This is a genomic window from Pseudomonas paralactis, assembly GCF_001439735.1.
Taxonomy (GTDB): Bacteria; Pseudomonadota; Gammaproteobacteria; order Pseudomonadales; family Pseudomonadaceae; genus Aquipseudomonas; species Aquipseudomonas paralactis.
Genome location: NZ_JYLN01000003.1, coordinates 590,403 through 615,809 on the forward strand (window position 1 = coordinate 590,403; position 25,407 = coordinate 615,809).

20 protein-coding genes are annotated in these 25,407 nt (G+C 60.4%); 6 read left to right on the plus strand and 14 right to left on the minus strand.

Annotation, left to right across the window (positions count from 1 at the left end; translation table 11 throughout):
- The first annotated feature begins 152 nt into the window (after nt 1–152).
- Nucleotides 153–1,217 (plus strand): class II fructose-bisphosphate aldolase, encoded by a 1,065-nt coding sequence (gene fba, locus TX23_RS10925; RefSeq protein ID WP_003177554.1) that lies wholly within the window; start codon nt 153–155, stop codon nt 1,215–1,217.
- 155 nt (nt 1,218–1,372) lie between these two features.
- On the opposite strand, the gene TX23_RS10930 is transcribed toward fba, so the two are convergent.
- The 3 genes from TX23_RS10930 to TX23_RS10940 form a co-directional block, all read right to left on the minus strand.
- Nucleotides 1,373–1,684, minus strand: coding sequence for a hypothetical protein (locus TX23_RS10930; protein WP_057702170.1), 312 nt, complete (start codon nt 1,682–1,684; stop codon nt 1,373–1,375).
- 345 nt (nt 1,685–2,029) lie between these two features.
- Nucleotides 2,030–2,323 (minus strand): hypothetical protein, encoded by a 294-nt coding sequence (locus tag TX23_RS10935; RefSeq protein ID WP_057702171.1) that lies wholly within the window; start codon nt 2,321–2,323, stop codon nt 2,030–2,032.
- 473 nt (nt 2,324–2,796) lie between these two features.
- Nucleotides 2,797–3,462: a polysaccharide lyase family 7 protein gene (locus TX23_RS10940; protein WP_057702172.1), complete on the minus strand. Its 666-nt coding sequence runs from the start codon at nt 3,460–3,462 to the stop codon at nt 2,797–2,799.
- 311 nt (nt 3,463–3,773) lie between these two features.
- On the opposite strand from TX23_RS10940, the gene TX23_RS10945 reads away from it, so the two are divergent.
- The 3 genes from TX23_RS10945 to TX23_RS10955 are packed head-to-tail and all read left to right on the plus strand — an operon-like array spanning nt 3,774 to nt 6,736.
- On the plus strand, nt 3,774–5,879 hold the full coding sequence (locus TX23_RS10945; protein ID WP_057702173.1) for a putative bifunctional diguanylate cyclase/phosphodiesterase: 2,106 nt from the start codon (nt 3,774–3,776) through the stop codon (nt 5,877–5,879).
- 42 nt (nt 5,880–5,921) lie between these two features.
- Nucleotides 5,922–6,422: a M48 metallopeptidase family protein gene (locus tag TX23_RS10950; RefSeq protein ID WP_032879017.1), complete on the plus strand. Its 501-nt coding sequence runs from the start codon at nt 5,922–5,924 to the stop codon at nt 6,420–6,422.
- A 17-nt stretch (nt 6,423–6,439) separates the two neighbouring features.
- Entirely contained in the window at nt 6,440–6,736 is a 297-nt protein-coding gene (locus tag TX23_RS10955; protein WP_057702174.1) for a winged helix-turn-helix domain-containing protein, read from the plus strand.
- A gap of 101 nt (nt 6,737–6,837) precedes the next feature.
- Here the strand turns inward: TX23_RS10955 and TX23_RS10960 are convergent, their stop codons facing one another.
- The gene (locus tag TX23_RS10960; RefSeq protein ID WP_057702175.1) at nt 6,838–7,290 is read right to left on the minus strand and encodes a GNAT family N-acetyltransferase; all 453 of its coding nucleotides are present in this window, start codon (nt 7,288–7,290) and stop codon (nt 6,838–6,840) included.
- Nucleotides 7,291–7,487: 197 nt separating this feature from the next.
- Between TX23_RS10960 and TX23_RS10965 the strand changes: the two genes are divergently transcribed.
- Nucleotides 7,488–8,225, plus strand: a complete 738-nt coding sequence (locus TX23_RS10965) for a substrate-binding periplasmic protein (protein WP_057702176.1) — start codon at nt 7,488–7,490, stop codon at nt 8,223–8,225.
- Nucleotides 8,226–8,334: 109 nt separating this feature from the next.
- On the opposite strand, the gene yccS is transcribed toward TX23_RS10965, so the two are convergent.
- From yccS to betI, 10 genes are all read right to left on the minus strand, one after another.
- A complete protein-coding gene (gene yccS, locus TX23_RS10970; RefSeq protein WP_057702177.1) occupies nt 8,335–10,518 on the minus strand; it encodes a YccS family putative transporter in 2,184 nt (727 codons plus the stop codon).
- Nucleotides 10,519–10,734: 216 nt separating this feature from the next.
- Complete coding sequence (locus TX23_RS10975; protein ID WP_057702178.1) at nt 10,735–11,913, minus strand: BaiN/RdsA family NAD(P)/FAD-dependent oxidoreductase; 1,179 nt, start codon at nt 11,911–11,913, stop codon at nt 10,735–10,737.
- Between the two features lie 161 nt (nt 11,914–12,074).
- Complete coding sequence (gene dbpA / locus TX23_RS10980; RefSeq protein ID WP_232626477.1) at nt 12,075–13,412, minus strand: ATP-dependent RNA helicase DbpA; 1,338 nt, start codon at nt 13,410–13,412, stop codon at nt 12,075–12,077.
- 131 nt (nt 13,413–13,543) lie between these two features.
- Nucleotides 13,544–14,971, minus strand: coding sequence for a multidrug transporter subunit MdtD (gene mdtD, locus TX23_RS10985; protein ID WP_057702179.1), 1,428 nt, complete (start codon nt 14,969–14,971; stop codon nt 13,544–13,546).
- Nucleotides 14,972–15,006: 35 nt separating this feature from the next.
- Complete coding sequence (locus tag TX23_RS10990; RefSeq protein WP_057702180.1) at nt 15,007–15,897, minus strand: alpha/beta fold hydrolase; 891 nt, start codon at nt 15,895–15,897, stop codon at nt 15,007–15,009.
- A 68-nt stretch (nt 15,898–15,965) separates the two neighbouring features.
- Nucleotides 15,966–17,282: a TldD/PmbA family protein gene (locus tag TX23_RS10995; protein ID WP_057702181.1), complete on the minus strand. Its 1,317-nt coding sequence runs from the start codon at nt 17,280–17,282 to the stop codon at nt 15,966–15,968.
- Entirely contained in the window at nt 17,282–18,724 is a 1,443-nt protein-coding gene (locus tag TX23_RS11000; RefSeq protein ID WP_057702182.1) for a TldD/PmbA family protein, read from the minus strand. Before TX23_RS11000 ends, TX23_RS10995 begins: the two co-directional genes overlap by 1 nt.
- Nucleotides 18,725–18,929: 205 nt before the next feature.
- Nucleotides 18,930–20,633, minus strand: a complete 1,704-nt coding sequence (betA, locus tag TX23_RS11005; protein WP_057702183.1) for a choline dehydrogenase — start codon at nt 20,631–20,633, stop codon at nt 18,930–18,932.
- A gap of 157 nt (nt 20,634–20,790) precedes the next feature.
- Nucleotides 20,791–22,263 (minus strand): betaine-aldehyde dehydrogenase, encoded by a 1,473-nt coding sequence (gene betB / locus TX23_RS11010; RefSeq protein ID WP_057702184.1) that lies wholly within the window; start codon nt 22,261–22,263, stop codon nt 20,791–20,793.
- Between the two features lie 110 nt (nt 22,264–22,373).
- Complete coding sequence (gene betI / locus TX23_RS11015; protein WP_057702185.1) at nt 22,374–22,967, minus strand: transcriptional regulator BetI; 594 nt, start codon at nt 22,965–22,967, stop codon at nt 22,374–22,376.
- Between the two features lie 390 nt (nt 22,968–23,357).
- Between betI and TX23_RS11020 the strand changes: the two genes are divergently transcribed.
- Nucleotides 23,358–25,292 (plus strand): BCCT family transporter, encoded by a 1,935-nt coding sequence (locus TX23_RS11020; RefSeq protein WP_244885950.1) that lies wholly within the window; start codon nt 23,358–23,360, stop codon nt 25,290–25,292.
- Nucleotides 25,293–25,407 lie beyond the last annotated feature (115 nt).

Sequence of the window (25,407 nt, forward strand, 5' to 3'; positions counted from 1 at the left end):
CCTGCTTCACAGTGGCACTAGCGCTAAGCCACACCAGCAATAACGATTCAGCAGCACAAGGCTCAACCCCTTGATCTGCAATAACTTGAATAGCAGCCGCCGCTACGGCAGGCTTGCACGATTAACGACCCTCGACCGGGAGAGACAACACAATGGCACTTATCAGCATGCGTCAAATGCTGGACCACGCAGCCGAGTTCGGCTACGGCGTCCCAGCCTTTAACGTCAACAACCTTGAGCAGATGCGCGCCATCATGGAAGCCGCTGACAAGACCGACTCCCCTGTGATCGTCCAGGCTTCGGCCGGTGCGCGCAAATACGCTGGCGCCCCCTTCCTGCGTCACCTGATCCTTGCGGCCATCGAAGAATTCCCGCACATCCCGGTGTGCATGCACCAGGACCACGGCACCAGCCCTGACGTGTGCCAGCGCTCGATCCAACTGGGCTTCAGCTCGGTGATGATGGACGGCTCCCTCGGCGAAGACGGCAAGACCCCAACCGACTACGAGTACAACGTACGCGTGACCCAACAAACCGTGGCCATGGCTCACGCCTGCGGCGTTTCGGTTGAAGGCGAGCTGGGCTGCCTGGGTTCGCTTGAAACCGGCATGGCCGGCGAAGAAGACGGCATCGGCGCCGAAGGCGTGCTGGATCACAGCCAGATGCTGACCGACCCGGAAGAAGCTGCAGACTTCGTCAAGAAGACCCAGGTCGATGCTCTGGCGATCGCCATCGGCACCAGCCACGGCGCCTACAAGTTCACCAAGCCACCTACCGGCGACGTGCTGGCGATCGACCGCATCAAGGAAATTCACAAGCGCATCCCTAACACCCACCTGGTGATGCACGGCTCCTCCTCGGTACCGCAAGAGTGGCTGGCGATCATCAACCAGTACGGCGGTGACATCAAAGAAACCTACGGCGTACCGGTTGAAGAAATCGTCGAAGGCATCAAGTACGGCGTACGCAAGGTCAACATCGACACCGACCTGCGCCTGGCATCCACCGGTGCGATGCGTCGCCTGATGGCCACCAACCCGAGCGAGTTCGATCCGCGTAAATTCTTCGGCGCTACCGTGACGGCCATGCGCGATGTGTGTATCGCACGTTATGAAGCCTTCGGTACTGCGGGTAATGCTTCGAAGATCAAGCCGATCTCGTTGGAAGCGATGTACCAGCGGTATTTGAAAGGTGAGTTGAACGCCAAGGTGAATTAAGCCTTATGCATAATAAAAGAGCCCGCAGTATGTGGGCTCTTTTTATTACTGTCGTTAAAAACTATATGCCATTAGATTGTTGCGCTGCAGTACCTGGAAAGAACCATGTGGGCGCACATTTTTAGCGTGTAATAACGATAGTCTTTATTCGGTTGTTATGTTCGGCCAAGCCCGAAGCCCTGATAGGTCCAAACTCCATCTGGGCCTGCGAAGTTACGGCCGCCACTTAATGTTCTAAAGTCTGAAGTGTTAAATGTCCAGCTTTCAGAGTTGCTTCCGATATGGCCTGACAACATAACAGTCGTGGTTTGTGCTCCGATGGTTTGATGCCCTGCGAGTGTACCGGTTTGCCCGCTCACGCTGGCGGTAGCTGACACCGCACCGCCGATGTCGTCACTGTAGGTAACGTATAGGTAAATGTTGGCGCCGCCGTAAGCGCCATAGTAGTTCCCAACGAGTTGGCCCATGATGATATTCCTTTTCATACGGTAAAAAGTGAGTGTGTGCTTGCCTTTCCGATGTTGCGTGAAAAATATTAAAAGTTTTACTGAGGGTTGTGACCTGTCAAAGATGACAGGTTTTTATGACGATTGGCGATTGATCTTATAAGCAACCTAACCGATATTCTGCTTTTTGCTGTGGTGGCTTGAATGCTACAACAGTAGGCCAGAGGGATATTCGAGGTTTAAAACTCGCGTCTTTTAGGGTGTGGCTGGGTGGGCATTACCGGTTTGCTTATCTTTTTCGAAAACCGCAGAGATCAGGCTGGTTTTCCCATACCTGAGGAATGCGGTTTTCTATTACAGGGGTGATCAGCCAACAGCTGGTGTATCGAACCCACGATGTTCAATCACGCGAAACACGTCACTCACGTCCTGCACCAGAATGCGTGCGGTGTTGGCCACGTTGTTCAAGTCCCGCTCGGCAAAGTCCGGCAGGCTGGAGCAGGCCATCAGGTTTAGGTGTTCCAGAGCGGCGTTGAGACGTTCGCGCAGGCAGGCGTGGAGGTCGAGCAGTGGGGCTTCGCTGTCGATCAACAGCACAGGGTAGTCGGTGGCGGTTTCGGTGCAGGGGGTGAAGCGACGAGGTGGTAGTTGCTGGGTCATGGTGAATCCTTAACTCGATAGAAGAATGACCACCGTTTGCTGCGAAACAAATTGGGTGGCAGCTGTACGCGGGTTCGCAGACCGAGGAGTTAAGACCCGGCAGACCCGAAGGTCTCCCACGCACAGCCGCCATAACAAAGACGACCTTCGGCAAGGGTACCGGGGTTGTTTTGACGGGTGCGGTTTTAACTCTGTAGGGCTGCGAAACCCTATCGCCGATCAATGTCAGCGACGGGGCGAACTATAAGCGGCGATGTGGCTGGCCGCAACGGTGCTGTAGGACCCGCATCGGACCTTGAGCCGATGCACAGTCAATGTGGGAGCCGGGCTTGCCCGCGATGGCAGTGTGTCAAGCGCCGAGGAGAGTGGCTGATACGCCGCCATCGCGGGCAAGCCCGGCTCCCACAAGGGGGCAGTGGTGTGTTTAAGACTTTGGATTTATCTGGGAAAAATCCTGTGTCTCCCCGGACGATTCACTCATGATCAATATCCAACTTCGCAAACGTCACCCGCGCGCCCTCCTTACTGTCGCCACTGTTGTCCTGCACATACACCCCCGCTTTGAAGTACAAAGGTTTGTCGCCCCAGGCCGCGCCGATGCGTTCATTCCACTCGCTGTCGGCGGCGTACACGCTGAGCAGCCCGGCTTTGTTGAGGTTGATCACGTAGGTGAAGCTTTTCTCCAGCGGCACGTTGGAGGCGACGATGATGACCTGGCTTTCGGCCTCATCCGGGCGCATACGCACCTTGGCGACGATGTTGCCGGTCTGGGTTTTTTCCTTGAACTGGTATTCCAGTTTGATCAGTGGTTTCTGGCTGTCATAGGCGTGGATCTGGCCGATCACGATCTTGCCGGATGATGGCACCTGATTGACCGCCAGGGTGGCGCGCAGGAAGTTGTCGGCCTCGGGGTAGGTCCAGTTGCGCAGGCGGCCGTCGGCGTAGGTTTCACGCAGTTCGCTGCGTGGGTAGATGGCGTTTTCGGTGCGGGTGCCGGTCACGGGGGTCCAGAACTGCACGTCACTGCCTTCGGCCTGGAAGTATTGATCGTTGAAGCCGCTCAGTAGCCTTGGCGTCTCGATGGTCGTGGGCGGGGAGCCGACCGGAATGCTCAGGTTCCAGGTGGAAAGGTCGATCATGGTGTTGGCCTTTTACAGAAGGGTGAACGCGTGGGCCCTAGGGCCTTACAGGTTCTTTATAGGCGGTGCTGGTGCAATTGTTAAACAATCGCTGGCAATTTATTGGCGTCAGAGGAATGCCAAAAAGCCATGTTGCCCATGAACCGTGGGCTGCAGGGCCTTACCGTTAGTCGGCTTCCTGGCTTTTGTTTCAATGAGGGCATCCACGTCACTTCTGCTTTTTTTGAACCGAGGCTAGAGTGAGCCCTCAGTATTTATCCGGGTTTGGTCACAGAACTGACCGGTGCAGCTCCCCAAGGAAGAGACGTAGCATGGATTGCGCTCCACACCCAGGCGATGCCAGTTCGGTCCTTTTGGTGGTCGATGACTACCCGGAAAACCTCGTCAGCATGGCTGCACTGTTGCAACGTGAAGACTGGCGGGTGATTACCGCCTCTTCGGGCTTGCAAGCCTTGGAATTGTTGCTGGCCCACGACGTCGATCTGGTGTTGCTGGACGTGCGCATGCCCGGTATGGATGGCTTTGAGGTGGCTCGGCTGATGCGTGGCAGCCAACGCACGCGCATGACGCCGATCATCTTTCTGACGGCCACTGCCCATTCCCCCGACGCGGTGCTTGAAGGCTATGCCAGCGGCGCGATCGACTACCTGTTCAAGCCGTTTGACCCGCATATCCTCAAGCCCAAGGTGCAGGCATTACTGGATCACCAGCGTAATCGCCGCGCTTTGCAGCGCCTGAGTCATGACCTGGAACTGGCCCGCGCCTTTAATGCCTCGGTGCTGGATAACGCCGCCGAGGGCATTCTGGTGGTCGGTGAAACCAGCGTGATCGAGTACGCCAACCCGGCCATTTCGCGGCTGCTCAATGCCACGATGGCGGAGTTGCAGGGTGAGAGTTTCCTCAGCTTTTTGCAAAAGCCCCATGTGCCCACCTGGCTGGGCTTCCCGATGTACGAGGCGTATCGCAAGGGCCAGACGTGGCGACAGCACGATGCCATTTTGCGTACGGGGCGCGGCCAGCAGGTGCCGGTGGCATTGTCCTGTGCGCCTTTGCCTGCCGAGCAGAAGGCGATGGTGGTGACAGTGCTGGACATGTCTGAAGTGCGTCATCTTCACCAGCAGCTGGAGTTCCAGGCCGTGACTGACCCGTTGACCGGGCTGCTGAACCGGCGGGGCTTTCATCAAGCAGTGGAAAACACCTTGTTGCGCAGCGAACGTAGCGAGCAAGCGCTGGTATTGCTGTATCTGGACCTGGACGGCTTCAAGCGAGTCAACGATACGTTGGGCCACGACGCCGGTGATCGTGTGCTGCGTTGGGTCTCGGAGCAAATGCAGGCGTGTCTGCGTTCCTACGACATTCTTGGACGCATCGGCGGGGATGAGTTCACTGCGTTGCTGGAACTGGAATTCCCGGAACAGGCAGCGAAGATCGCGGAAAAGCTGATCGAACGGGTGTCGGTGTGCCAGCAGGTGGACGGTCTGGATGTGATGCTCGGGGTCAGTATAGGTATTGCGACGTTCCCCGATTGCGGCTCGGATTTGAGCGGTCTGTTGCGAGCTGCAGATATCGCCATGTACGAAGCCAAGCGCGCCGGCCGTCAGCAGTATCGTTATTACGACCAGGAAATGAACGGCCGCGCCCGCTCGCGGTTGATGCTCGAAGACAGCGTGCGCACCGCCATTGCGAACAAGGATTTCACCCTGGTTTACCAGCCTCAGGTGTGCCTGGAGGATGGGCGTTTGCGCGGTGTCGAAGCGCTGTTGCGCTGGCAGCATCCGAGTGTCGGCGATGTGCCGCCAGGGTTGTTTTTGCCGCTGTTGGAAGAGGCGCGCTTGATCAGCCAGTTGAGCACCTGGATCTACCAGCAAGTCGCTGCCCAGCGCCAGGCCTGGCAAGCCACCTTCGACCCTGAACTGGTGTTGAGTGTGAGCCTGAGCAGCAGCCAGTTCAACATGCCCAACCTGGCCAACCAACTGCAGCAGGTACTGGAGCGACATGGGTTGCGTGGGCGACAGCTGGAGGTGGAGATCGGCGAAGATTGCCTGATGGGTAACCTTGAGGAGTCGACCAAACAGTTGCAGCTACTGCGCCGTATTGGCGTGCGTATTGCCCTGGATGACTTTGGTGCTGGCAACTGCTCCCTGGCCCATTTGCGCGATCTTGCGTTCGACACCCTCAAGCTTGACCCGCAACTGGTGGCGCGCCTGCCAGGCTCGTCGCGGGATGCAGCGATGGCACGCAGCATCATCCAATTGTGTGGGCATTTTGATGTGCTGGTGATCGCCGAAGGTGTAGAGACCCTTGAGCAAGCAGAGTGGCTCAAGGCCAATGGCTGCACGTATATCCAGGGGCCGTGGGCGGCGCTGCCGTTGATGGCCGAGGACGTTGCCGGCTGGTCGTACCCTCGCGGGTGTTGAATTCGCTACACTGGCGCCCGTCCCACTTGCGTTGCACACCCCATGACCGCGTTGAAATACCTCCAGGCCTATCCCGCTGCGCTCCAGGAGCAAGTGCGCCAACTGATCGCCAAGGACCAGTTGGGCGCCTACCTGGAGCAGCGTTATCCCGAACGCCACGCCGTACAGAGCGACAAGGCGCTGTACGCCTACGCACTGGCCCTGAAGCAGGAGCACCTGCGTAACGCGCCATCCATCGACAAGGTGCTGTTCGATAACCGGTTGGACCTGACCCACCGCGCCCTGGGTTTGCACACCACGATTTCCCGGGTACAGGGCGGCAATCTCAAGTCCAAGAAAGAGATTCGCATCGCTTCGCTGTTCAAGGAGGCCGCCCCACAGTTTCTGCGCATGATCGTGGTACACGAGCTGGCGCACTTTAAGGAATCGGACCACAACAAGGCGTTCTACAAACTCTGCCAATACATGATGCCGGACTACCATCAGGTGGAATTCGACCTGCGGGTGTACCTCACCTGGCGCGATTTGCAGGGCAAGCCCTAACCACAAGGCGACAGACCATGGATGTGAGCAAGACCAAAAGCAGCTTCTATCGCCGCCTGTACGTGGCGTACTTGATCGACAGCCAACTGGCCAGCAGCGTCCCGGCGCTGACCGAGGCCACCGGCATGCCCCGACGCACGGCCCAGGACACGATTGCCGCGTTGGCCGACCTGGATATTGCGTGTGAGTTTGAGCAGGAAACGGGCGCGCGCAATCATGCGGGGCACTATCGGATTCGCGATTGGGGCGCGATTGATCGGGAGTGGATTGCGGCCAATCTTGCGACCATCAAGCAAGTGTTGGGTTATCCCTGAGGCAGGAGCGGGTCGCACTGACGCCATCGGGGGCAAGCCCCCTCCCACCTTGGAATGTATTCACATCAAATGTGGGAGGGGGCTTGCCCCCGATGAGGCCCTCAAGCCCGGCGCATACCGATATGGGGAATATCGTCCTCCAGGTATTCCTCACCCGCAACCACAAACCCATACCGCCCGTAATACCCCTGCAAATGCGCCTGAGCTGAAAGAAAAATCGGCATTTCTGGCCAGATACTCTCAATGCGCTTGAGCGCCTCTTCCATCATTTGATGCCCCAGCCCGGTGCCCCGCGCCACCGGCGCGACGATGACGCGGCCGATCACTACGTCGTTGCCCTGGGACTCAGGGTCCAGTAACCGCACGTAGGCCACCAGTTCATTATCTTGCCAGGCCATCAAGTGGTGGGTATCACCCGCCAGGTCCTGGCCGTCGATGTCCTGGTAAACGCATTGTTGCTCGACAACGAAGACCTCGCTGCGCAGGCGCAGGATGGCGTACAGCTGTTCCTTGCCCAAGTCGTCGTGATGTTTGCAGACCCAATCAACCGTCATGATGTGTGCTCGTATAAAGACGTGCCAAGGATAGTAAGCGCGGCGGGCGCTGGTGTCTAAAATGGTAATTTTGTGAATGGCGTCAATTTGCCATCATTCAGCGCGGGCGCCGCGGGCTTCTTTGTGTAATCTGCAATGCACGCTCATTGATGAGCTACTGTTATCAGGCCATTGCCTGCCCGCCAAGGACTTTGAGCATGCCGCGATTGACTCGTGCCGTTGCTTTGATCGCCGTGTTGTTGCTGGCCCAACCGGTGTTGGCACAACGCCTGCGCCTGGTGGCAGATGGCTGGCCGCCGTTTACCGATGCCACCCTGATCAATGGCGGCCTGGCCACGGATATCGTCAGTACGGCCCTGGCCCGCGCAGGGTATGCCAGCGATTTTGAACAGGTGCCCTGGGCCCGCGCCTTGAAGGGCGTGGGAGATGGGCGCTACGACGTGCTGATCAACGCCTGGTACGACGAGGCCCGTACGCGGTTGGGGCAGTTTTCCGGCGAGTATTTGCTTAACCGTGTGCGCTTTCTCAAGCGTAGCGACGACCCCATTGCTTATCGCAACCTGGCAGAACTGCACGACGAGACGATCGCCGTGGTGCGCGGCTACGCCTACTCGGCAGCGTTTGATCAGGACACGCTATTGCAGAAGGTGCCGGTGCACAACTTTGCCATGGCCGTGCGTATGTTGGCGGCCCGGCGCGTGCGGTTGACGCTGGAGGATGAATACGTAGCGCGTTACTACCTGGCGCGGGAATCGCCGCGAGTGCGCAATGCCGTGGCGTTTGTGGGCGAGCCCTTGAGCCAGAACAGCTTGCATATCCTGGTCAGCCTGAAGAACCCCGAGCACGCGCAGATCGTTGCCGGCTTTGATCGGGAGATTGCGCGGATGAAGGCAGATGGCAGTTATGCGCGGTTGATGAAGGCGCATGGGATGTAGCGTCTGTGCGGGTCTCATCCGGGGCAAGCCCCCTCCCACAAGGGGCCGGCATACACCAATCGAATGTGGGAGGGGCGGTGCGATGATTCGACTTGCCCCCGATAGCGGCCTAAGCCGCGCTGGTGTCTTTGATCAAGTGCGCGGCCAACGTACGCAGCGGCCCCAACTGCCGGCAGATCAACGCCAACTGCGTCTGCACCAGCCGCTGCGCCTCATCGATCTCATCCGGCATTTGCTCCAGCTCTGCCGCCAACCCTTCCTCGGCATCACTCTGGATCGCAATCGGCTGTTTATTGGCCAGCCCGCTGGCGATCTCATCGATGCTTGCCGCCAGGCTGTTGCCTGCGCCTTCGATCAAATGCTCACGCACGTCAGCCGGTAGCTGGGTTTCGCGGTGCGCACCCAAACCCGACAAATAGCTGAGCAAGGTGTGCGACAGCACCAGGAAGCGGAAGCCTACGTCGGCCTCCTTACGAAAGTGCCCTGGCTCCATCAGCATATTCGCCAGCGTAGTGGATAGCGCTGCATCGGCGTTGTGCGCGTTGCGGCGGGCCAGGCGGTAAGCCAGGTCGTCGCTCTTGCCGGCGGCGTATTGCTGCATGATCTGGCGCAGGTAGATGCTGTTGCAGGTCAGGGTATTGGCCAGCACTTTGTTCAGGCGCCGGCCTTGCCAGTCGGGCAGGAACAGGAACACCGCCAGGCCCGCGATCAGGCTGCCGAGCAAGGTATCGAACAGGCGCGGCAGGAACAAACCGTAGCCATCACCCACCTGGTTGAAGCAGAACAGCACCATCAGGGTGATCGCCGCCGTCGCCAGGGTGTAACGCGTGGTGCGGTTGATAAAGAACACCAGGCCCGCAGCGATGGCGAACAACGATTGCACGACCGGGTTGGGGAATAAATCGAACAGCGCCCAGGCCACTGTCAGGCCGATGGCGGTGCCGACGATCCGTTGGCCGAGTTTGCGCCGGGTGGCGCCGTAGCTCGGCTGGCAAACGAACAGGGTAGTGAGGATGATCCAGTAACCCTGGGAGGCGTGGATGGCGTGCAGGGTGCCGTAGCCGATGGTCAATGCCAATGACAGGCGCAAGGCGTGGCGAAACAGCAGTGAAGTCGGGGTGAGTTGAGTGCGCAGACGCGTCCACATTTCCTTGAGGTTGCGCGGCGCACGGTCCAACAGGTTGCTGTCGGTGGCGTCGGCCAGGGCGTCGGGGTTGCTGGCGTCGCCCAGCAGGCGGTCAAGGGTCGACAGGTTGGCGGCCAGGGCGCGCAACGAGCGCAGCAGGCCACGCCAGGCTGGGTTGCTCTGGATACGCAGGTGCTCCAGGGAGGCGTTCAGGTCGCCCAGGGCCTCGGCGAAGCTGTCGTCATAGATGAACGGTTGGCGCAGTTGGATCGATTCGGCCAGGGTCTGGCAGGCTTTGCCTTGCTGGCGCAGCAGGCGCTGGCAGCGAAACAGCACATCGCTGTGAAAAAAGGCATCGGTCAGGGCGTTGTACGGGTAGTGAGACGAACTGGCGCGCTCGTGGATGTCCTGGGCCAGGAAGTACAGCTTCAGGTAGCGGCTGACCTTCGAACCGGGTCGACCGTTGCCGACACGGTGCAGGATGATTTCCTTGGCCGCATTCAGCGCGGCGACCACCCGGCCATTTTGCTGGGCCAGTTCCAGGCGCCGCGCTTCCACGTCCAGCTGGCGAATAGGCTCGAACAGGGATGACTTGAGCTTGAGATAACGCCCCAACTCACGGAACAACCGCGCCAGGCTCTGCTGCACCGGCTGGTTGGAAAACAGCGCCTGCCACAGCACCGAGAGCACGCCGTACCAGGCGGCGCCGGCCACCAGCAGCAGCGGCTCGTGCCAGAAGTCGGTGACGGCACCGCCGCGCTGGTCCACGCCGATCATGGTGTAGACCGACAGAATCAAGGTGGCCGAGGCAATCGCGCCATAGCGTTCGCCCAGCGCACCAAGCATGGTCAGGGAAAAACTGGCCAGGGCCAGGGCGATGGCGAAGACCCAGGGGTAGGGGAACAGCAATTCCACCGACAGCGCGGCGATGCTGAAACACACCAACGTCACTGCCAGGGCGTTGAGGCGGCCTTGCCAACTGTCATCGGTCTCGGCCAGCGCGCTGGCGATAATCCCCAGGAACAGCGGGATCAGCAGCGTCATTTCATCCTGGTACCAGCACAGCGCCATGCTGCCGGTGAGGGCGATAAACACCCGTACGCTGTAGCTGAATTTATCCAGCGCCCACAGGCGCCGCATGGACTGCTTGAACGAGGTCGATGACATGAAGTCTGGAGTCTTCCGGGACGTTGTCGCTAAATTGAGCTATCAAGGACGCCACGGCAAGTGTGGTGATCACATCCAACAGCAAATTTTTCAAGATCACTACAAAACCAATGTGGGAGGGGGCTTGCTCCCGATGGCGGTGTATCAGTAACAGATGTACTGACTGATACACCGCCATCGGGAGCAAGCCCCCTCCCACATTTTTACTGCGTTGTGTCAGACGTATTGCGCGGCCGCGTAGCCCGAAGCCCACGCCCACTGGAAATTGAACCCGCCCAGGTGGCCGGTCACATCCAGCACTTCGCCGATAAAGTACAGGCCGGGGCTTTTCAGCGATTCCATGGTCTTGGACGACACCTCCCGCGTATCCACCCCGCCCAATGTCACCTCGGCAGTGCGATAGCCCTCGGTGCCTGCCGGCACCAATTGCCAGCTGCCGAGTTTTTGCGCGATATCGGCAATTTCAGCATGGGTGTACTGCTTCATCGGCTTGGATTCGAACCAGCTCTGGGCCAGCAGGTTGGCCATCTTCTTGGTGAAAATCTCACCCAGCAGGGTTTTCAACTCGCTGTTGGGGTGCTCGGCCTGTTGCTGTTGCAGCCAGTCATGGGCGTCATGGTCGGGCAACAGATTGATTTCCACCGTGTCGCCGGATTCCCAGTAGGACGAGATCTGCAAAATCGCCGGCCCGCTCAGGCCGCGATGGGTAAACAGGATGTTCTCGCGAAAGCTCTGGCCGTTGCAGCTCACCAGGCAATCCACCGAGGTTCCGGATAACTCGCCGCACAGTTCCTTGAGCTGGTCGGTGATGGTGAACGGCACCAGTCCGGCGCGGGTTGGCAGCAGTTCATGACCGAATTGCCTGGCCACCTGGTAACCGAAGCCGGTGGCGCCCAGGGTCGGGATCGACAGGCCGCCAGTGGCAATTACCAGGGATTCACAGCGCAGTTCACCCAGGGTGGTTTGCAGTTGATAGCCGCTTTCAAGCCTGGCGATTGACTCGATGGAGGTGTCCAGGTGCAGGCTCACGCCCGTCTGGATGCACTCATCGAGCAACAGGCCGAGGATGTCGCTGGACTTGTTATCGCAGAACAGCTGGCCGAGTTTCTTCTCGTGGTAGGGCACGCCGTGCTTGGCCACCAGCGCGATGAAATCCCACTGGGTGTAGCGCGCCAGGGCCGACTTGCAGAAGTGCGCGTTGTGCGAGAGGAAGTTGGCAGGCTCGGTGTACATATTAGTGAAGTTGCAGCGGCCACCACCGGACATCAGGATCTTCTTGCCGGCCTTGTTGGCGTGGTCGATCAGCATCACCTTGCGCCCACGCCCGGCGGCGGTCAGGGCGCACATCAAGCCTGCGGCGCCGGCGCCAATGATCACAACTTCGGTCGAGCGCAAAGCAATGTCCTCATAAAAATATTCATCTGAAATGCAATCAAAACTGTGGGAGGGGGCTTGCCCCCGATGGCGGTGTATCAGTCACCTGATAAGTTGACTGGTCCACTGCTATCGGGAGCAAGCCCCCTCCCACATTGAATCTCCATTGGTGTGGGCGATATTTACAGGATCCGCACGCGCAACGAGCGGCCTTTAATCTTGCCGTCATTCAAACGCTGCAACGCTTGCTTGGCGATGCCGCGTTCCACGGCCACGAAGGCCTGGAAATCAAAGATAGCGATCTTGCCGACCTGGGCGCCCGGAATGCCGGCGTCGCCGGTCAGTGCACCCAGAATGTCGCCCGGGCGGACTTTGTCTTTGCGCCCGGCGGCGATGCACAGGGTGCTCATCTGCGGCAGCAGCGGGCCACCGCTTTGCGGCTTGAGGTTGTCCAGTTGGTCCCAGTTCAGCGGCGACTTCTGCAGTTGCTCGATGGCCTGGGCGCGGTGCGCTTCGGACGGCGCTACCAGGCTGATGGCGATGCCGGTCTCACCGGCACGACCGGTACGGCCCACGCGGTGAATGTGGATTTCCGAGTCGCGGGCCAGTTCGACGTTGATCACCATGTCCAGCGAGTCGATATCCAGGCCACGGGCGGCCACGTCGGTAGCCACCAGCACCGAGGTGCTGCGGTTGGCGAACATTGCCAGCACCTGGTCACGGTCGCGCTGTTCCAGGTCGCCATGCAGGCCGACGGCGGAAATGCCCTTGGCCGTCAGATGGTCGACGGTTTCCTGCACTTGCTGCTTGGTGAAGCAGAACGCCACGCAGGAGGCCGGGCGGAAGTGCGCCAGCACCTTGGTCACGGCGTCCATGCGCTCTTCTGGCGAGATCTCGTAGAAACGCTGTTCGATCTGGTCGTCGGAGTGGAACGCCTCGGCTTTCACTTGCTGCGGCGCACGCATGAACTTGGACGCCAGCTGCTTGATGCTCACCGGGTAAGTGGCCGAAAACAGCAGGGTCTGGCGACGCGGTGGGGTCTTGCTGATGATGTCTTCGATGGCGTCGTAGAAGCCCATGTCGAGCATACGGTCGGCTTCGTCGAGGATCAGGGTGTTCAAGCCATCCAGTACCAGCGAGCCCTTGCGCAGGTGCTGCTGGATGCGGCCCGGAGTGCCGACGATAACGTGGGCGCCGTGCTCCAGGGAGGCGATCTGTGGGCCGAGGGACACACCGCCGCACAGGGTCAATACCTTGATGTTGTCTTCGGCACGGGCCAGGCGGCGGATTTCCTTGGCAACCTGGTCGGCCAGCTCACGGGTCGGGCACATCACCAACGCCTGGCAACCGAAGTAGCGCGGGTTGATCGGGTTCAACAGGCCGATGCCGAAGGCGGCGGTCTTGCCGCTGCCGGTCTTGGCCTGGGCAATCAGGTCCAGCCCCTTGAGGATCACCGGCAAGCTTTGCGCCTGGATCTGCGTCATCTCGACGTAACCCAGTGAGTCGAGGTTAGCCAGCATGGCGGCGGACAGGGGCAAAGTATTAAAAGCGGTGGCGATGGTAGTCACGGGACTGGCTCTGCAAAAACAAAATGTCGCGCAGTGTACCAGTCTCGTGGGATTTTCCCCGCAAGTTCTCGACGAGCCGCCCGTCAGTGTTCGATATCGTGCTCGCGGCTGACCACGCGTTTGCCGTCTTTTGGCGACAGTTGCAGGAAGATCGCCGCCGCCAGCATCGCCATGATGCCCACGGTGAGGAAGGTCAACTGGAACGCGCCGAGCACGCTGTCCACACCGTCATTGCCGGCCTCGGCAGTAAACCCGCCGAGCAACGCGCCGGCACAGGCCACGCCGAGGCTCAGGGACAGCTGCGCCACCACCGACAGCAAACTGTTGCCGCTGCTGGCCTGGGCGTCGTCGAGGTCAATCAGGGTTACGGTGTTCATCGCCGTGAATTGCAGCGAGTTGATCGCGCCCAGTACCGCCAGCATGGCCAGCAACAGCGGGTACGGCGTGTGCTCGCTGACCAGGCCCATGCTCGCCAGCATGATGCCCAGGGCCAGGGTATTGCCGGTCAGCACGATGCGGTAGCCAAGGCGCTCGATAAGAGGGCGCGCGATGGACTTGGCGAACATCGCCGCCGCCGCCAGCGGCAACATGCTCATCCCGGCTTCCGACGGCGAATAGCCCAGCGCCACTTGCAACAGCAGCGGCACCAGGAAGGGCAGTGCGCCGCTGCCCAGCCGTGCAAACAGGTTGCCCAGGATGCCGACGGCAAAGGTGCGGGTCTTGAACAGCACCGGCGAGAACAACGGGTTATCAATATGCCCGGCGCGCAGCCAGTACGCCGCCAGGCAGGCGAACCCGCCGAACAGCAGCAATATCACGCGCAGATGCGGCAGGTGCAGTTCGCCCAGGCCTTCCATCGCGATGGTGATCAGCACCATCGCCGCGCCGAACAGCAGAAAGCCCAGGCCGTCGAAGCGCGTGCGCTCACTGCCGCGCAGGTCGGGGATGAATTTCCATACCGCGTAGCAGCCGATCATGCCCACTGGCAGGTTGATCAGGAAGATCCAGTGCCAGGTCAGGTATTGCACCATCCAGCCGCCCATGGTCGGGCCAAGCAAGGGGCCGAGCAGGCCGGGAATGGTGATAAAGCCCATGATGCGTACGAGCTCGGAACGCGGGTAAGCGCGCAGCACCACCAGCCGCCCGACCGGCAGCATCAGCGCACCGCCCAAGCCCTGGATCACCCGTGCGCCCACCAGCATGGTCAGGCTGCTGGATAACGCGCACAGCAGCGAGCCGAGGCTGAACAGCATGATCGCGCCAAAGAAAATTTTCTTGGTGCCAAAGCGGTCCGCGATCCACCCCGACGCAGGGATCAGCAGAGCGACAGTGAGCATGTAGGCGATCACCACCCCCTGCATGCGCAAAGGGTTCTCCGCCAGGTCTCGGGCCATGGCCGGCAGTGCCGTGTTGAGGATCGTCCCATCCAGCGATTGCATGAAGAAGGCAATGGCGACCACCCAGGGTAGCCAGCGGGCGGTCTTGGCATCGAGAGGGGCACGATTCGGCATGGAAACCCTTTTATTAGCAGGCTAAGTGTCGGCGATTATGCGCCATCCAACGCTTCTTTTCCCACTGGCTGTTCGTCTAAGTCCGACAGCGATGCGTGCTCTCCGACCAGGAAATCCAACAGCGCACGGTGAACCGCCAACGCCGCCTCCCGAGACTCCAGGTCCAGCAGGTGGCCGGTATGTTCGGCCACGGCAAAGCTGCTGCGGCCTACATACTGTTTGAACAACTGGGCGTCGGCGGCTGGGGTGTATTCGTCCAGCGTACCGTTGAGAAAGTGCACCGGCGTCTCGATCTGCCGCAGCGCCGGCAAGTAGTTGCCATCACCCAAGGCCAGCACCTGGTGGATATGAAAACGCGCCTGACGGTACTCGGTAGTGGCCATGGTCGACAGGTGCCGATGGTTGTTGCGCTTGAGGCGCGGCGACAGGTATTTGCCGACCGTCTCGTTGAGCAGGTGGCCGACCGCGGATTTGTCATCGGCCTCGATCAACACGCGCACGCGCTCCACGTAGTCGAGCATGGCTTGGTTGAGGTTGGGCGCCAGGGCCATCACCACCGAGCTTTCGATGGAGGGCGGGTTGTGCGCCAGGGTCAGCAGCGTGGAGATGCCGCCCCAGGAGGCCGAGACCAGATGGTTGACCTCAAAGCGATCCACCAGGGCACGCAGGATTTGCACCTCGTCGTCCTTGGTGACCAGGTCGAGGTCGGTGTTGTGCTCACGCGAGTAGCCGGAGAACGGCAAGTCGAACAGCAACACATTGAAATGCTCGGCCAGGCATTTGCTGGTGCGGGCAAAGGAGCGCGTGGTGGACAGCGCGCCGTTGACCATCAGTACGGTTTTTCTGTGCGGGTGGTTACCCAGTTGCTCTACGTGGACGTTGTAGTGCTTGTATAACTTCTCTATGACAAAACTTCCATGGTTCATCTCAAGACTCCAGCTTGCCCGGTCCAGGCAAGGTCGTGCGTCACGTGCAGGCACGTGGGTGGCTAGGTTTATAAGGTCAGGGTCAAGCGCTTGATCAAGGCTCCCGGCAACAGATTGGAGGCGGTATTGCGCTGGCTGTAGGTGCTGGGCGACAGCAGCAATTCACGATCAGCGGTCAGTGCCTCAAGTTGCGAACCGAGTAACTGATAGACGCTGTCGTCAAAGCGCATGGTGCTGACTGGCGCCTTGATTTCACCGTTTTCCACCCAGAACGTGGCAAAGCGCGTCATGCCGGTCAGGCGCGCTGCCGGCAGGTCGGAGTAGTTCAGGTACCAGAGGTTGCTGATATACAGCCCCGTGCCCAACTGTTTGAGGATATCGGCCTGGGCCAGGCTGCCTGCCGCCATCTGCAAGGCGCTGGGCGACTCATCGCTGCTGGCGCCGTTGGTGCTCAAACCGTATTCGGCGGCGCTGCGAGAGTTGATCAACTGGCCCTCGGCCTTGCCTGCCTGGATCAGGGTCACATCCCCGCGCGGGTAGCCTTCGGTGGAAAACCCCTGGCTCAGGGAGCCGCTGATCTGTTCATTGATTGTCACCAACGGGCTCAGTGATTGTTCACCGGCATACAGGCGCTGCAACGAACTGCCTTTGCTGGCGATGGCCTGGGCCGAAAAACCACCCCAGGTAATGATGCTGATGATCTCTTCCAGCGCTGCCGGTGCAAGGTAGGCACGGTATTGGCCGGGCGTCAGCGGATGCAGTGGCCGCCCCAGAAACGCCAGTTGCTCGCGGGCCTGTTGAAAGCGTGCGGCGAACTCGGCGCTGTCCCAGGTGTGCCCGGCGTAGCTGGCCTTGACCGCTTCGCCGTTGGCATGGAACAGACTGAAATCGAAGTTGAAGCTGTTGGCGCAATGCCAGCCGAACGCGCCCGAGGAACTGGCGAAACCACGGCTGATGGGGCCGGCGGCGTAGAAGCCGACCAGGTCCACGCCTTCGGCAGCCTGGCTGATGTCTTCCAGCACCTGGGCCAGCTCCGGCAGTGGCCGTTGCTGTTCATTGTTGCTTTGCCAGGCGTTGTGGTTGAGCAGCAGGTACGGATCACGTGGCAGCAGCGGCAAGGTTTCACGCAGCTGTTGCAGGGCATCGGCCAGACGCTGGCGATCCAGTTGCGCCTCGCCGGACAGGGTGATGCCCAGGTCGGCATGGCGGCCATCGTTGATCAGCTTGAGGTTAAGGCTGGCCTGTTGCACCTGGCCGGCCTGGCGCACCTGTGCGTGGTTGAAACGTACGAACTCGGACGATTCATCCGCGTAACCGAGGTGGAACTGCTCCTTGTCGGTGACGGCTTGCTTGAGCCAGCCTACCAGTGCCTTGAAGTGGTTCATCAGGCATCGCCCCCAAAGACGTCAATGTTACTGAATACACAGGCCGGCGACGCATGGCCGACGCGGATCACCTGGTTGGGCTCGCCCTTGCCGCAGTTAGGCGTGCCCAACACCTTGAAGGTGCTCGCATCGCCGACCGCGCTGAGGTTGCGCCAGAACTGCGCGGAAATTGCCCGATAGTTGGGGTTCTTCACCACGCCCTTGAGTTCGCCGTTTTCAATCAGTTGGCCCCACTCGCAACCGAACTGGAACTTGTTGCGCGCATCATCGATGGACCACGAACGATTGGTCGACATCAGGATGCCGTTTTCAATACCCCCCACCAGTTGCGCCATGCTTTTATCGCCAGGCTCGATGTTCAGATTGGCCATGCGATCAATGGGCGGGCGGTTCCAGCCGCAGGCGCGGCTGTTGGCGACGCCTGGCAGGTTGGCGCGAAATTGCGACAACGCACCGCCCAGCGGCTTGAGCAGCAGGCCGTCGCGGATCAGGAACTGCTTGCTGGCGGGAGTGCCGTCATCGTCATGGCCGTAGCTGGCCAGTTGCTCCGGGATATCGGGGTCGAAGGTCACGTTGAGCAGCGGTGAGCCGTATTGCAGGTGGCCGAAATCGCTGGCTTTCACAAAGCTGGTGCCTGCGTAGTTGCGCTCATCACCGAGGATGCGGTCCAGTTCCAGCGGGTGGCCGATCGACTCGTGGATCTGCAGGATCATCTGGTCGGGCATCAGCAGCAGGTCACGTTGGCCATGAGGCGTATTCGGCGCGAGCAGCAATTGCAGGGCTTCGTCGGCCACTTTGCTGGCGGCGCCCACCAGGCCAAAGCGCTGGATCACGCCGGCACTGCCTTGCTGGCCGAAGTTGGTACCGCCCAGGGTGCGGGTCTGGCTGTCGTTGCCATCGAAGGCGGTCACGCTCAGGCCCGGGAAGACGAAACGCTGGGCCTGGCGCAATTGCGCACCGGCGCTGTTGAGGTAGATCTGCTCAACCCGCGTGGTGCCAAGGCTGACTTCCCAGGTCACCAGGCGCTCATCTTTGGGCACGGCGCCAGATTCATCGCCGAGCAATTGGTAGCAGTCGCTCAGAGAGGGGAAGGGCTGGTCGAAGTCCGGGGACAGGTAGTCGGCGACGTCGCTGGAAACTGGCTGTTGGAGCAAATCCAGCAAAGCGTGGTGTTGGATCAGTCGGGCTTGCTGTTCGGCGCGCTCAAGGGCAGCTTGCAGGCCGGCAAGGGAAATGTCGTTGGTTGCGGCATAGGCTTCCACGCCATTGAGACGCACGGTAAGCATGGCGCCTTCGTCGTGGCTCAGGTGGGGCGGCTCGGCGATGTTCTTGCGTACCGACAGGTACTGGCCGGATTCGCGCACGTAGCGCAGCGAAAAGAATTCGGCACGGGTGCGCAGGGCACTGAAGTGCTGTTTGAGGGTGGCATGGTGTTCGAACATGGGGCCTTCCTTTTGGGCGGCTCGGCGCGCGGCAGGCCAACAGAGTAGGCCGGGGCGGGGAGCTGATCAAGGAAAGTGTAGGCGGGGGGCTTGCGGTGTCGGGTCGGGCCTCATCGCGGGCAAGCCCGCCCCACATTTTGATTTGTGAACACAGTCAAATGTGGGAGCTGGCTTGCCTGCGATATCAGGCGCCGCGGTGTATCAGTTACTGCGCAGTAGGGCCTACTTCACGCATCGGCTTGCCACGCACCGGCGCATCGCCTGCGACGTAGTAGTCGGCAGTGCTGCGCGGCAATGGCTTGCGGCCACGGATCTTGTCGGCGATTTTCTCGGCGATCATGATCGTTGGTGCGTTCAGGTTACCGGTGGTGATGATCGGCATGATCGACGCATCCACTACACGCAAGCCCTGCATACCATGCACACGGCCTTCGCCATCGACTACGGCCATCTCGTCGGTGCCCATCTTGCATGAGCACGACGGGTGGAACGCGGTCTCGGCGTGCTCGCGGATGAACTTGTCCAACTGCTCATCGGTTTGCACTTCAATGCCCGGGCTGATTTCGCGGCCACGGTATTGATCCAGTGCCGGCTGCTGCATGATTTCGCGGGTCAGGCGGATGCCATCGCGAAATTCCTGCCAGTCCTGTTCGGTGGCCATGTAGTTGAAGAGGATGCTCGGGTAGTCCCGTGGGTTCTTCGACTTCAATTGCACACGGCCGCGGCTCGGCGAGCGCATGGAGCCCATGTGCGCCTGGAAACCGTGCTCTTTCACACCGTTGCTGCCGTTGTAGTTAATGGCGACCGGCAGGAAGTGGTACTGGATGTTCGGCCACTCGAATTCTTCACGGGTACGGATAAAACCGCCCGCTTCGAACTGGTTGCTGGCGCCGATGCCGGTGCCGTTGAACAGCCATTCGGCACCAATCGCAGGCTGGTTGTACCAGAGCAGCGAAGGGTACAGCGACACTGGCTGGGTGCAGGCGTATTGCAGGTACAGCTCAAGGTGGTCCTGCAGGTTTTCACCCACGCCCGGCAGGTCGTGGACCACCGGGATGTCGAGGCTTTCCAGCAGTTTGGCCGGGCCGACGCCGGAGCGTTGCAGCAGTTGCGGCGAAGCGATCGCGCCGCTGCACACCAGCACTTCTTTGCGCGCACGGGCTTCAACGCGTTCTTCGGCAGCGCCGATCAGGTAACGCACGCCGACCGCACGCTTGCCTTCGAACAAGACTTTGTCGGTGAGGGCATGGGTGACGATGGTCAGGGTCGAGCGCTTTTTAGCCGTGTCCAGGTAGCCGCGTGCGGTGCTGGCGCGACGGCCGTTCGGCGTAACGGTACGGTCCATCGGGCCGAAGCCTTCCTGCTGGTAGCCGTTCAAGTCTTCGGTACGCGGGTAACCGGCTTGTACGCCGGCTTCAACCATGGCGTGGAACAACGGGTTGTTGCCCGCTTTCGGCGTGGTCACACTGACCGGGCCGTCGCCACCGTGCCAATCGTTGGGGCCGATGTCACGGGTTTCGGCCTTGCGGAAATACGGCAGGCAGTCCAGGTAGGTCCAGTCTTCCAGGCCCGGCAGCTTCGCCCAGTTGTCGTAGTCCATGGCGTTGCCGCGGATGTAGCACATGCCGTTGATCAGGGAAGAACCACCCAGGCCCTTGCCGCGACCGCATTCCATCCGGCGGCCGTCCATGTGTGGCTCTGGATCGGTTTCGTAGGCCCAGTTGTAGCGGCGGCCTTGCAGCGGAAAAGCCAGTGCGGCCGGCATCTGGGTGCGGAAGTCGAGGCGGTAGTCCGGGCCACCGGCTTCCAGCAGCAAAACGGTGACGCCTTCGTCTTCGGTCAGACGGGTCGCCAGGGTGTTACCGGCAGAGCCGGCACCCACAATGATGTAATCGTATTCTTGGGACATGAATGTACCCTCTTTGAAGTGTGGTCAGGTCTGGCGAGTGCTTCGCACTCGATCGCAGGCAAGCCAGCTCCCACATTTGATCGGGTTCACACAGAACAAATGTGGGAGCCGGGCTTGCCCGCGATGGCGGCCTTACAGGCAATACCAGGCTCGGGTGTTAGAACACCGAAGCGTAATCGCCCAACTCAACCTGTACCGATTTGATGCGGGTGAAGTTGTTCAGCGAGCTGATCCCGTTCTCACGGCCCACACCCGACTGCTTGTAGCCGCCAACCGGCATCTTCGCGTCGGACTCGCCCCAGGCGTTGATCCAGCAAATACCGGCTTCCAACTGGTGAATCACGCGGTGGGCGCGGTTCAGGTCCTTGGTGACCAGGCCGGCAGCGAGGCCGAAGTCGGTGTCGTTGGCGCGGCGGATCACTTCTTCTTCGGTTTCGTAGGTGAGGATGCTCATCACCGGGCCGAAGATTTCCTCACGCACGATCACCATGTCATCGGTGCAGTCGGTGAACACGGTCGGGGCCACGAACGCGCCTTTGGCGAAGTCGCCGTCAGTCAGGCGATCGCCGCCGCACAACAGGCGGGCGCCTTGTTCTTTACCTTTGGCGATGTAGCCCAGCACGCTTTCCATGTGGGCGAAGCTGACCAGCGGGCCGAAGTTGGTGTTTTCGTCTTCCGGGTTGCCGATGCGGATGCGGGCAACACGCTCAACGATCTTGGCTTCGAACGCGGCTTGCAGGTGCTTGGGCACGAACACGCGGGTGCCGTTGGTGCAGACCTGGCCGGAGCTGTAGAAGTTGGCCATCATCGCGGTGTCGGCGGCGCGGTCGAGGTCGGCGTCGTCGAAAATGATCAGAGGGGACTTGCCGCCCAGCTCCATGGTCACGTCCTTGAGCGAGGAGCTCGACGCGCTGGCCATGACTTTCTTGCCGGTGTCGGTGCCGCCGGTGAACGAAACTTTCTCGATGCGCGGGTGCTCGGTCAGCCAGGTGCCGACTTCACGGCCGCTGCCAGTCAGTACGTTGAACACGCCCGCTGGAACGCCAGCCTCGGTGTAGATCTCGGCCAGTTTCAGGGTGGTCAGCGAGGTGACTTCGCTTGGCTTGAAGATCATCGCGTTGCCGGCGGCCAGGGCCGGTGCGGATTTCCACAGGGCGATCTGGATCGGGTAGTTCCACGCGCCGATACCGGCGACTACGCCCAGCGGCTCGCGGCGGGTGTAGACGAAGGAAGTGTCGCGCAGCGGGATCTGCTCGCCTTCGATGGCGGGCACCAGGCCTGCGTAGTATTCCAGCACGTCGGCGCCGGTGACGATGTCGACGTACTTGGTTTCGGAGAAGGCTTTACCGGTGTCCAGGGTTTCCAGCGCGGCCAGTTCATCGTTGCGCTCGCGCAGGATGTCCACGGCACGACGCAGGATGCGCGAACGCTCCATGGCGGTCATGGCGGCCCAGATTTTCTGGCCCTTTTCAGCGCTGACCACGGCACGCTCAACGTCTTCTTTCGTGGCGCGTTGCACTTGGGCGAGAACTTCACCGTTAGCCGGGTTGATGGCTTCGAAGGTGGCATCGCTGCCAGCGTCGCTGTAGCCGCCGTCAATGTAGAGTTTTTGCAGGTCGAAACGGGCCATAAAGTCCTCGCAAGTGCATAAGTGGTTGGCGTTACCCGCCGAATAGTGGGCCATGGAGTTGTGGCAACACTGAGCGGCGGACGTTCAGGGGTTGAGCATTTATAAGGGCTCTAACTCACCTGCCTGGCCAATTGGAAATCCATGTAGTCGTAAGCGATCCGTTGCGCCTGCTCCGTGTCGAAAGCATCTCCCGACAGGGCGCCGCGCAACCACAAACCGTCGATTAAAGCCGCCAGGCCGCGGGCTGCGCTGCGAGCCTCGGGTAACGGCATCGCACGGCGGAACTGGCAACACAGGTTGGAATACAGGCGGTGATCGTTGATCCGCTGCAACCTGTGCAATGACGGGTGATGCATGCTGGTGGCCCAGAAGGCCAGCCAGGTTTTCATTGCCGGGCCATTGACCTGGCTGGCGTCGAAGTTGCCTTCGATGATCACCTGAAGGTGCGCCCGTGGGCTGTCATCCTTCAAGGCACGCCTGCGTTCCTGGACGTTCTCGATCAAGGCATTCATCAGGTAGCGCATGGTCGCTGCGATCAGGCCGTTCTTGTCCTGAAAGTAGTGACTGATGATGCCGTTCGAAACGCCGGCCAGCCGCGCAATCAGCGCAATGCTGGCATCTCCCATTCCGACCTGATCGATGGCCGTCAAGGTGGCTTCGATCAACTGCTGGCGGCGTATGGGTTGCATACCGACCTTGGGCATGTAGCACCTCTCCTTAGGCCTGCCGATGGGCGATCCACGTCCGTCGGCTTGAGGGCCAGTCTATTTTGTTTTGATTGAACGTTCAATCAACAAAGAATAAGATCTGCGACAAATGGTCGCTGCCTACAGATATTTCCTACCTGCGAGCTGCAACCTCTGACACCTGCAAAAACCCTTGAAACAGGCCACTTCAGAGCCTGATCACCGCTTCGGCGGGCTCAAGAATTTTCGGGGTGTCTTTATAACACCCGTCCGTCGACTGCCGAAAAATCGATGTCCCGGGATAACCGTTGCCTTGTGTTTCTCTCTCGCACTGCCTGGAGCATCTGCGCCATGAGTTCTGCCTCTCTTATAAAGACCCCGCCGGAAAAGGTCCGGGTCAACGGTTGGGTGTTCTACACCTCTACCGCGCTGATTCTGTTGTTGACCGCCATTCTGATCATCGCCCCGCAGGAGGCCGGGCGCCTGCTCGGCGTAGCCCAGGCGTGGCTGTCCAAAAGCTTCGGCTGGTACTACATGGTGGTCATCGCCGCCTACCTGGTGTTTGTGGTCGGCCTGGCGTTTTCGTCCTACGGCAAATTGAAACTGGGTAGTAAAGACGACACCCCAGACTTCAGTTACGGCGCCTGGGCGGGCATGTTGTTCTCGTCGGGCATCGGCATTTCGCTGTTGTATTTCGGTGCGTCCGAGCCGTTGGACCACTACTTCAACCCGCCCGAAGGCGCCGCCGCCAGCAATGGTGCGGCACGCCAGGCGCTGCAACTGACCTTTCTGCACTGGGGTCTGCACGGCTGGGCGATCTATGCGCTGGTCGGTTTGGCCGTGGCGTACTTCGCGTACCGCCATAACCAGCCGCTGGCCTTGCGCTCGGCGCTGTACCCGCTGGTCGGCGAACGTTGGGTCAAAGGCGCCGCAGGCCATGCGGTAGACGGTTTCGGCATGTTCGTCACCTTGCTGGGGCTGGTGACCAACCTGGGGATTGGCTCGATGCAGGTGTCGTCGGGGCTGGAAAACCTGTTCGGCATGGAACACAGCAACACCAACCTGCTGATCGTGATCATCGTGATGAGCACCGTGGCGACCATCGCCGCCGTGTCGGGTGTGGAGAACGGCATTCGCCGCTTGTCCAACCTCAACATCGTGTTGTTCAGCGGCTTGCTGATCTTTGTGCTGCTGTTCGGCCCGACCCTGCACCTGCTCAACGGCCTGGTGCAGAACACCGGCGATTACCTCAACGGGATCATTCTGAAAACCTTCGACCTGTATGTGTACGAAGGCGACGCCGACAAGACCGAACGCTGGATGGGCCTGTGGACCCTGTTCTACTGGGCCTGGTGGATTTCCTGGGCGCCATTTGTGGGCATGTTCATCGCGCGTATTTCCCGTGGCCGTACCGTGCGTGAACTGGTGGCAGGCGTGTTGCTGATCCCGCTGGGCTTTACCCTGGCATGGCTGTCGATCTTCGGTAACTCGGCCCTGGACCTGGTGTTGAACCACGGGGCGGTGGAGTTGGGCAAGACGGCGCTGGAGCAACCGTCCATGGCCATCTACCAGCTGCTTGAGCATTACCCGGCGTCGAAAATCGTCATCGGCGTGTCGATCTTCGTGGGCTTTGTGCTGTTCCTGACTCCGGCGGATTCCGGCGCGGTGATGATGGCCAACCTGTCCTGCAAGGGCGGCAACGTGGACGAAGATGCGCCGCACTGGTTGCGTATCTTCTGGTCGGCGGTGATCACCCTGGTGACCATCGGCCTGCTGTTCGCCGGCAACTTCGAAGCCATGCAAACCATGGTGGTGCTGGCGGGGCTGCCGTTCTCGGTGGTGCTGATTTTCTTTATGTTCGGTTTGCACAAGGCCATGCGCCAGGATGTGGCCATCGAACAAGAGCAGGCGCAACTGGCTGAACGCGGGCGTCGTGGGTTCAGCGAGCGCTTGACGGCGCTGGACCTGCAACCGAGCCAGGCCACCGTGCAACGCTTTATGGACAAGCACGTAACGCCTGCGCTGGAAGAAGCTGCGGTTGCGCTGCGTGAGCAAGGGCTGCAAGTGCAGACGCTGCTGGGCAAATCCAAGCGCTGCATTGGTGTGCGTATCGAGATGGAAGAGGGCAACCCGTTTGTCTACGAAGTGAGCCTGGATGCTTACTCGTCGGCGCCGGCTGACTTGCCTGAAGAAGAGCGCACCCGCTATTACCGTGCCGAGGTGTACCTGCACAATGGGCCTCAGGAGTATGACCTGATGGGCTTCACCCAGGAACAGATCACCCGGGATGTGCTCGATCAGTTTGAAAGCCATCGGCAGCTCCTTGGCCGGGTCTATAGCTGATAGTTGAGCTGGCGGCGCCTTCACTGGCGCCGCTGTTGCAAGCATTGAATGCGGTCGAATGTGGGAGCTGGCTTGCCTGCGATAGCAAGGGTGAATCCAACATAGCTATCGCAGG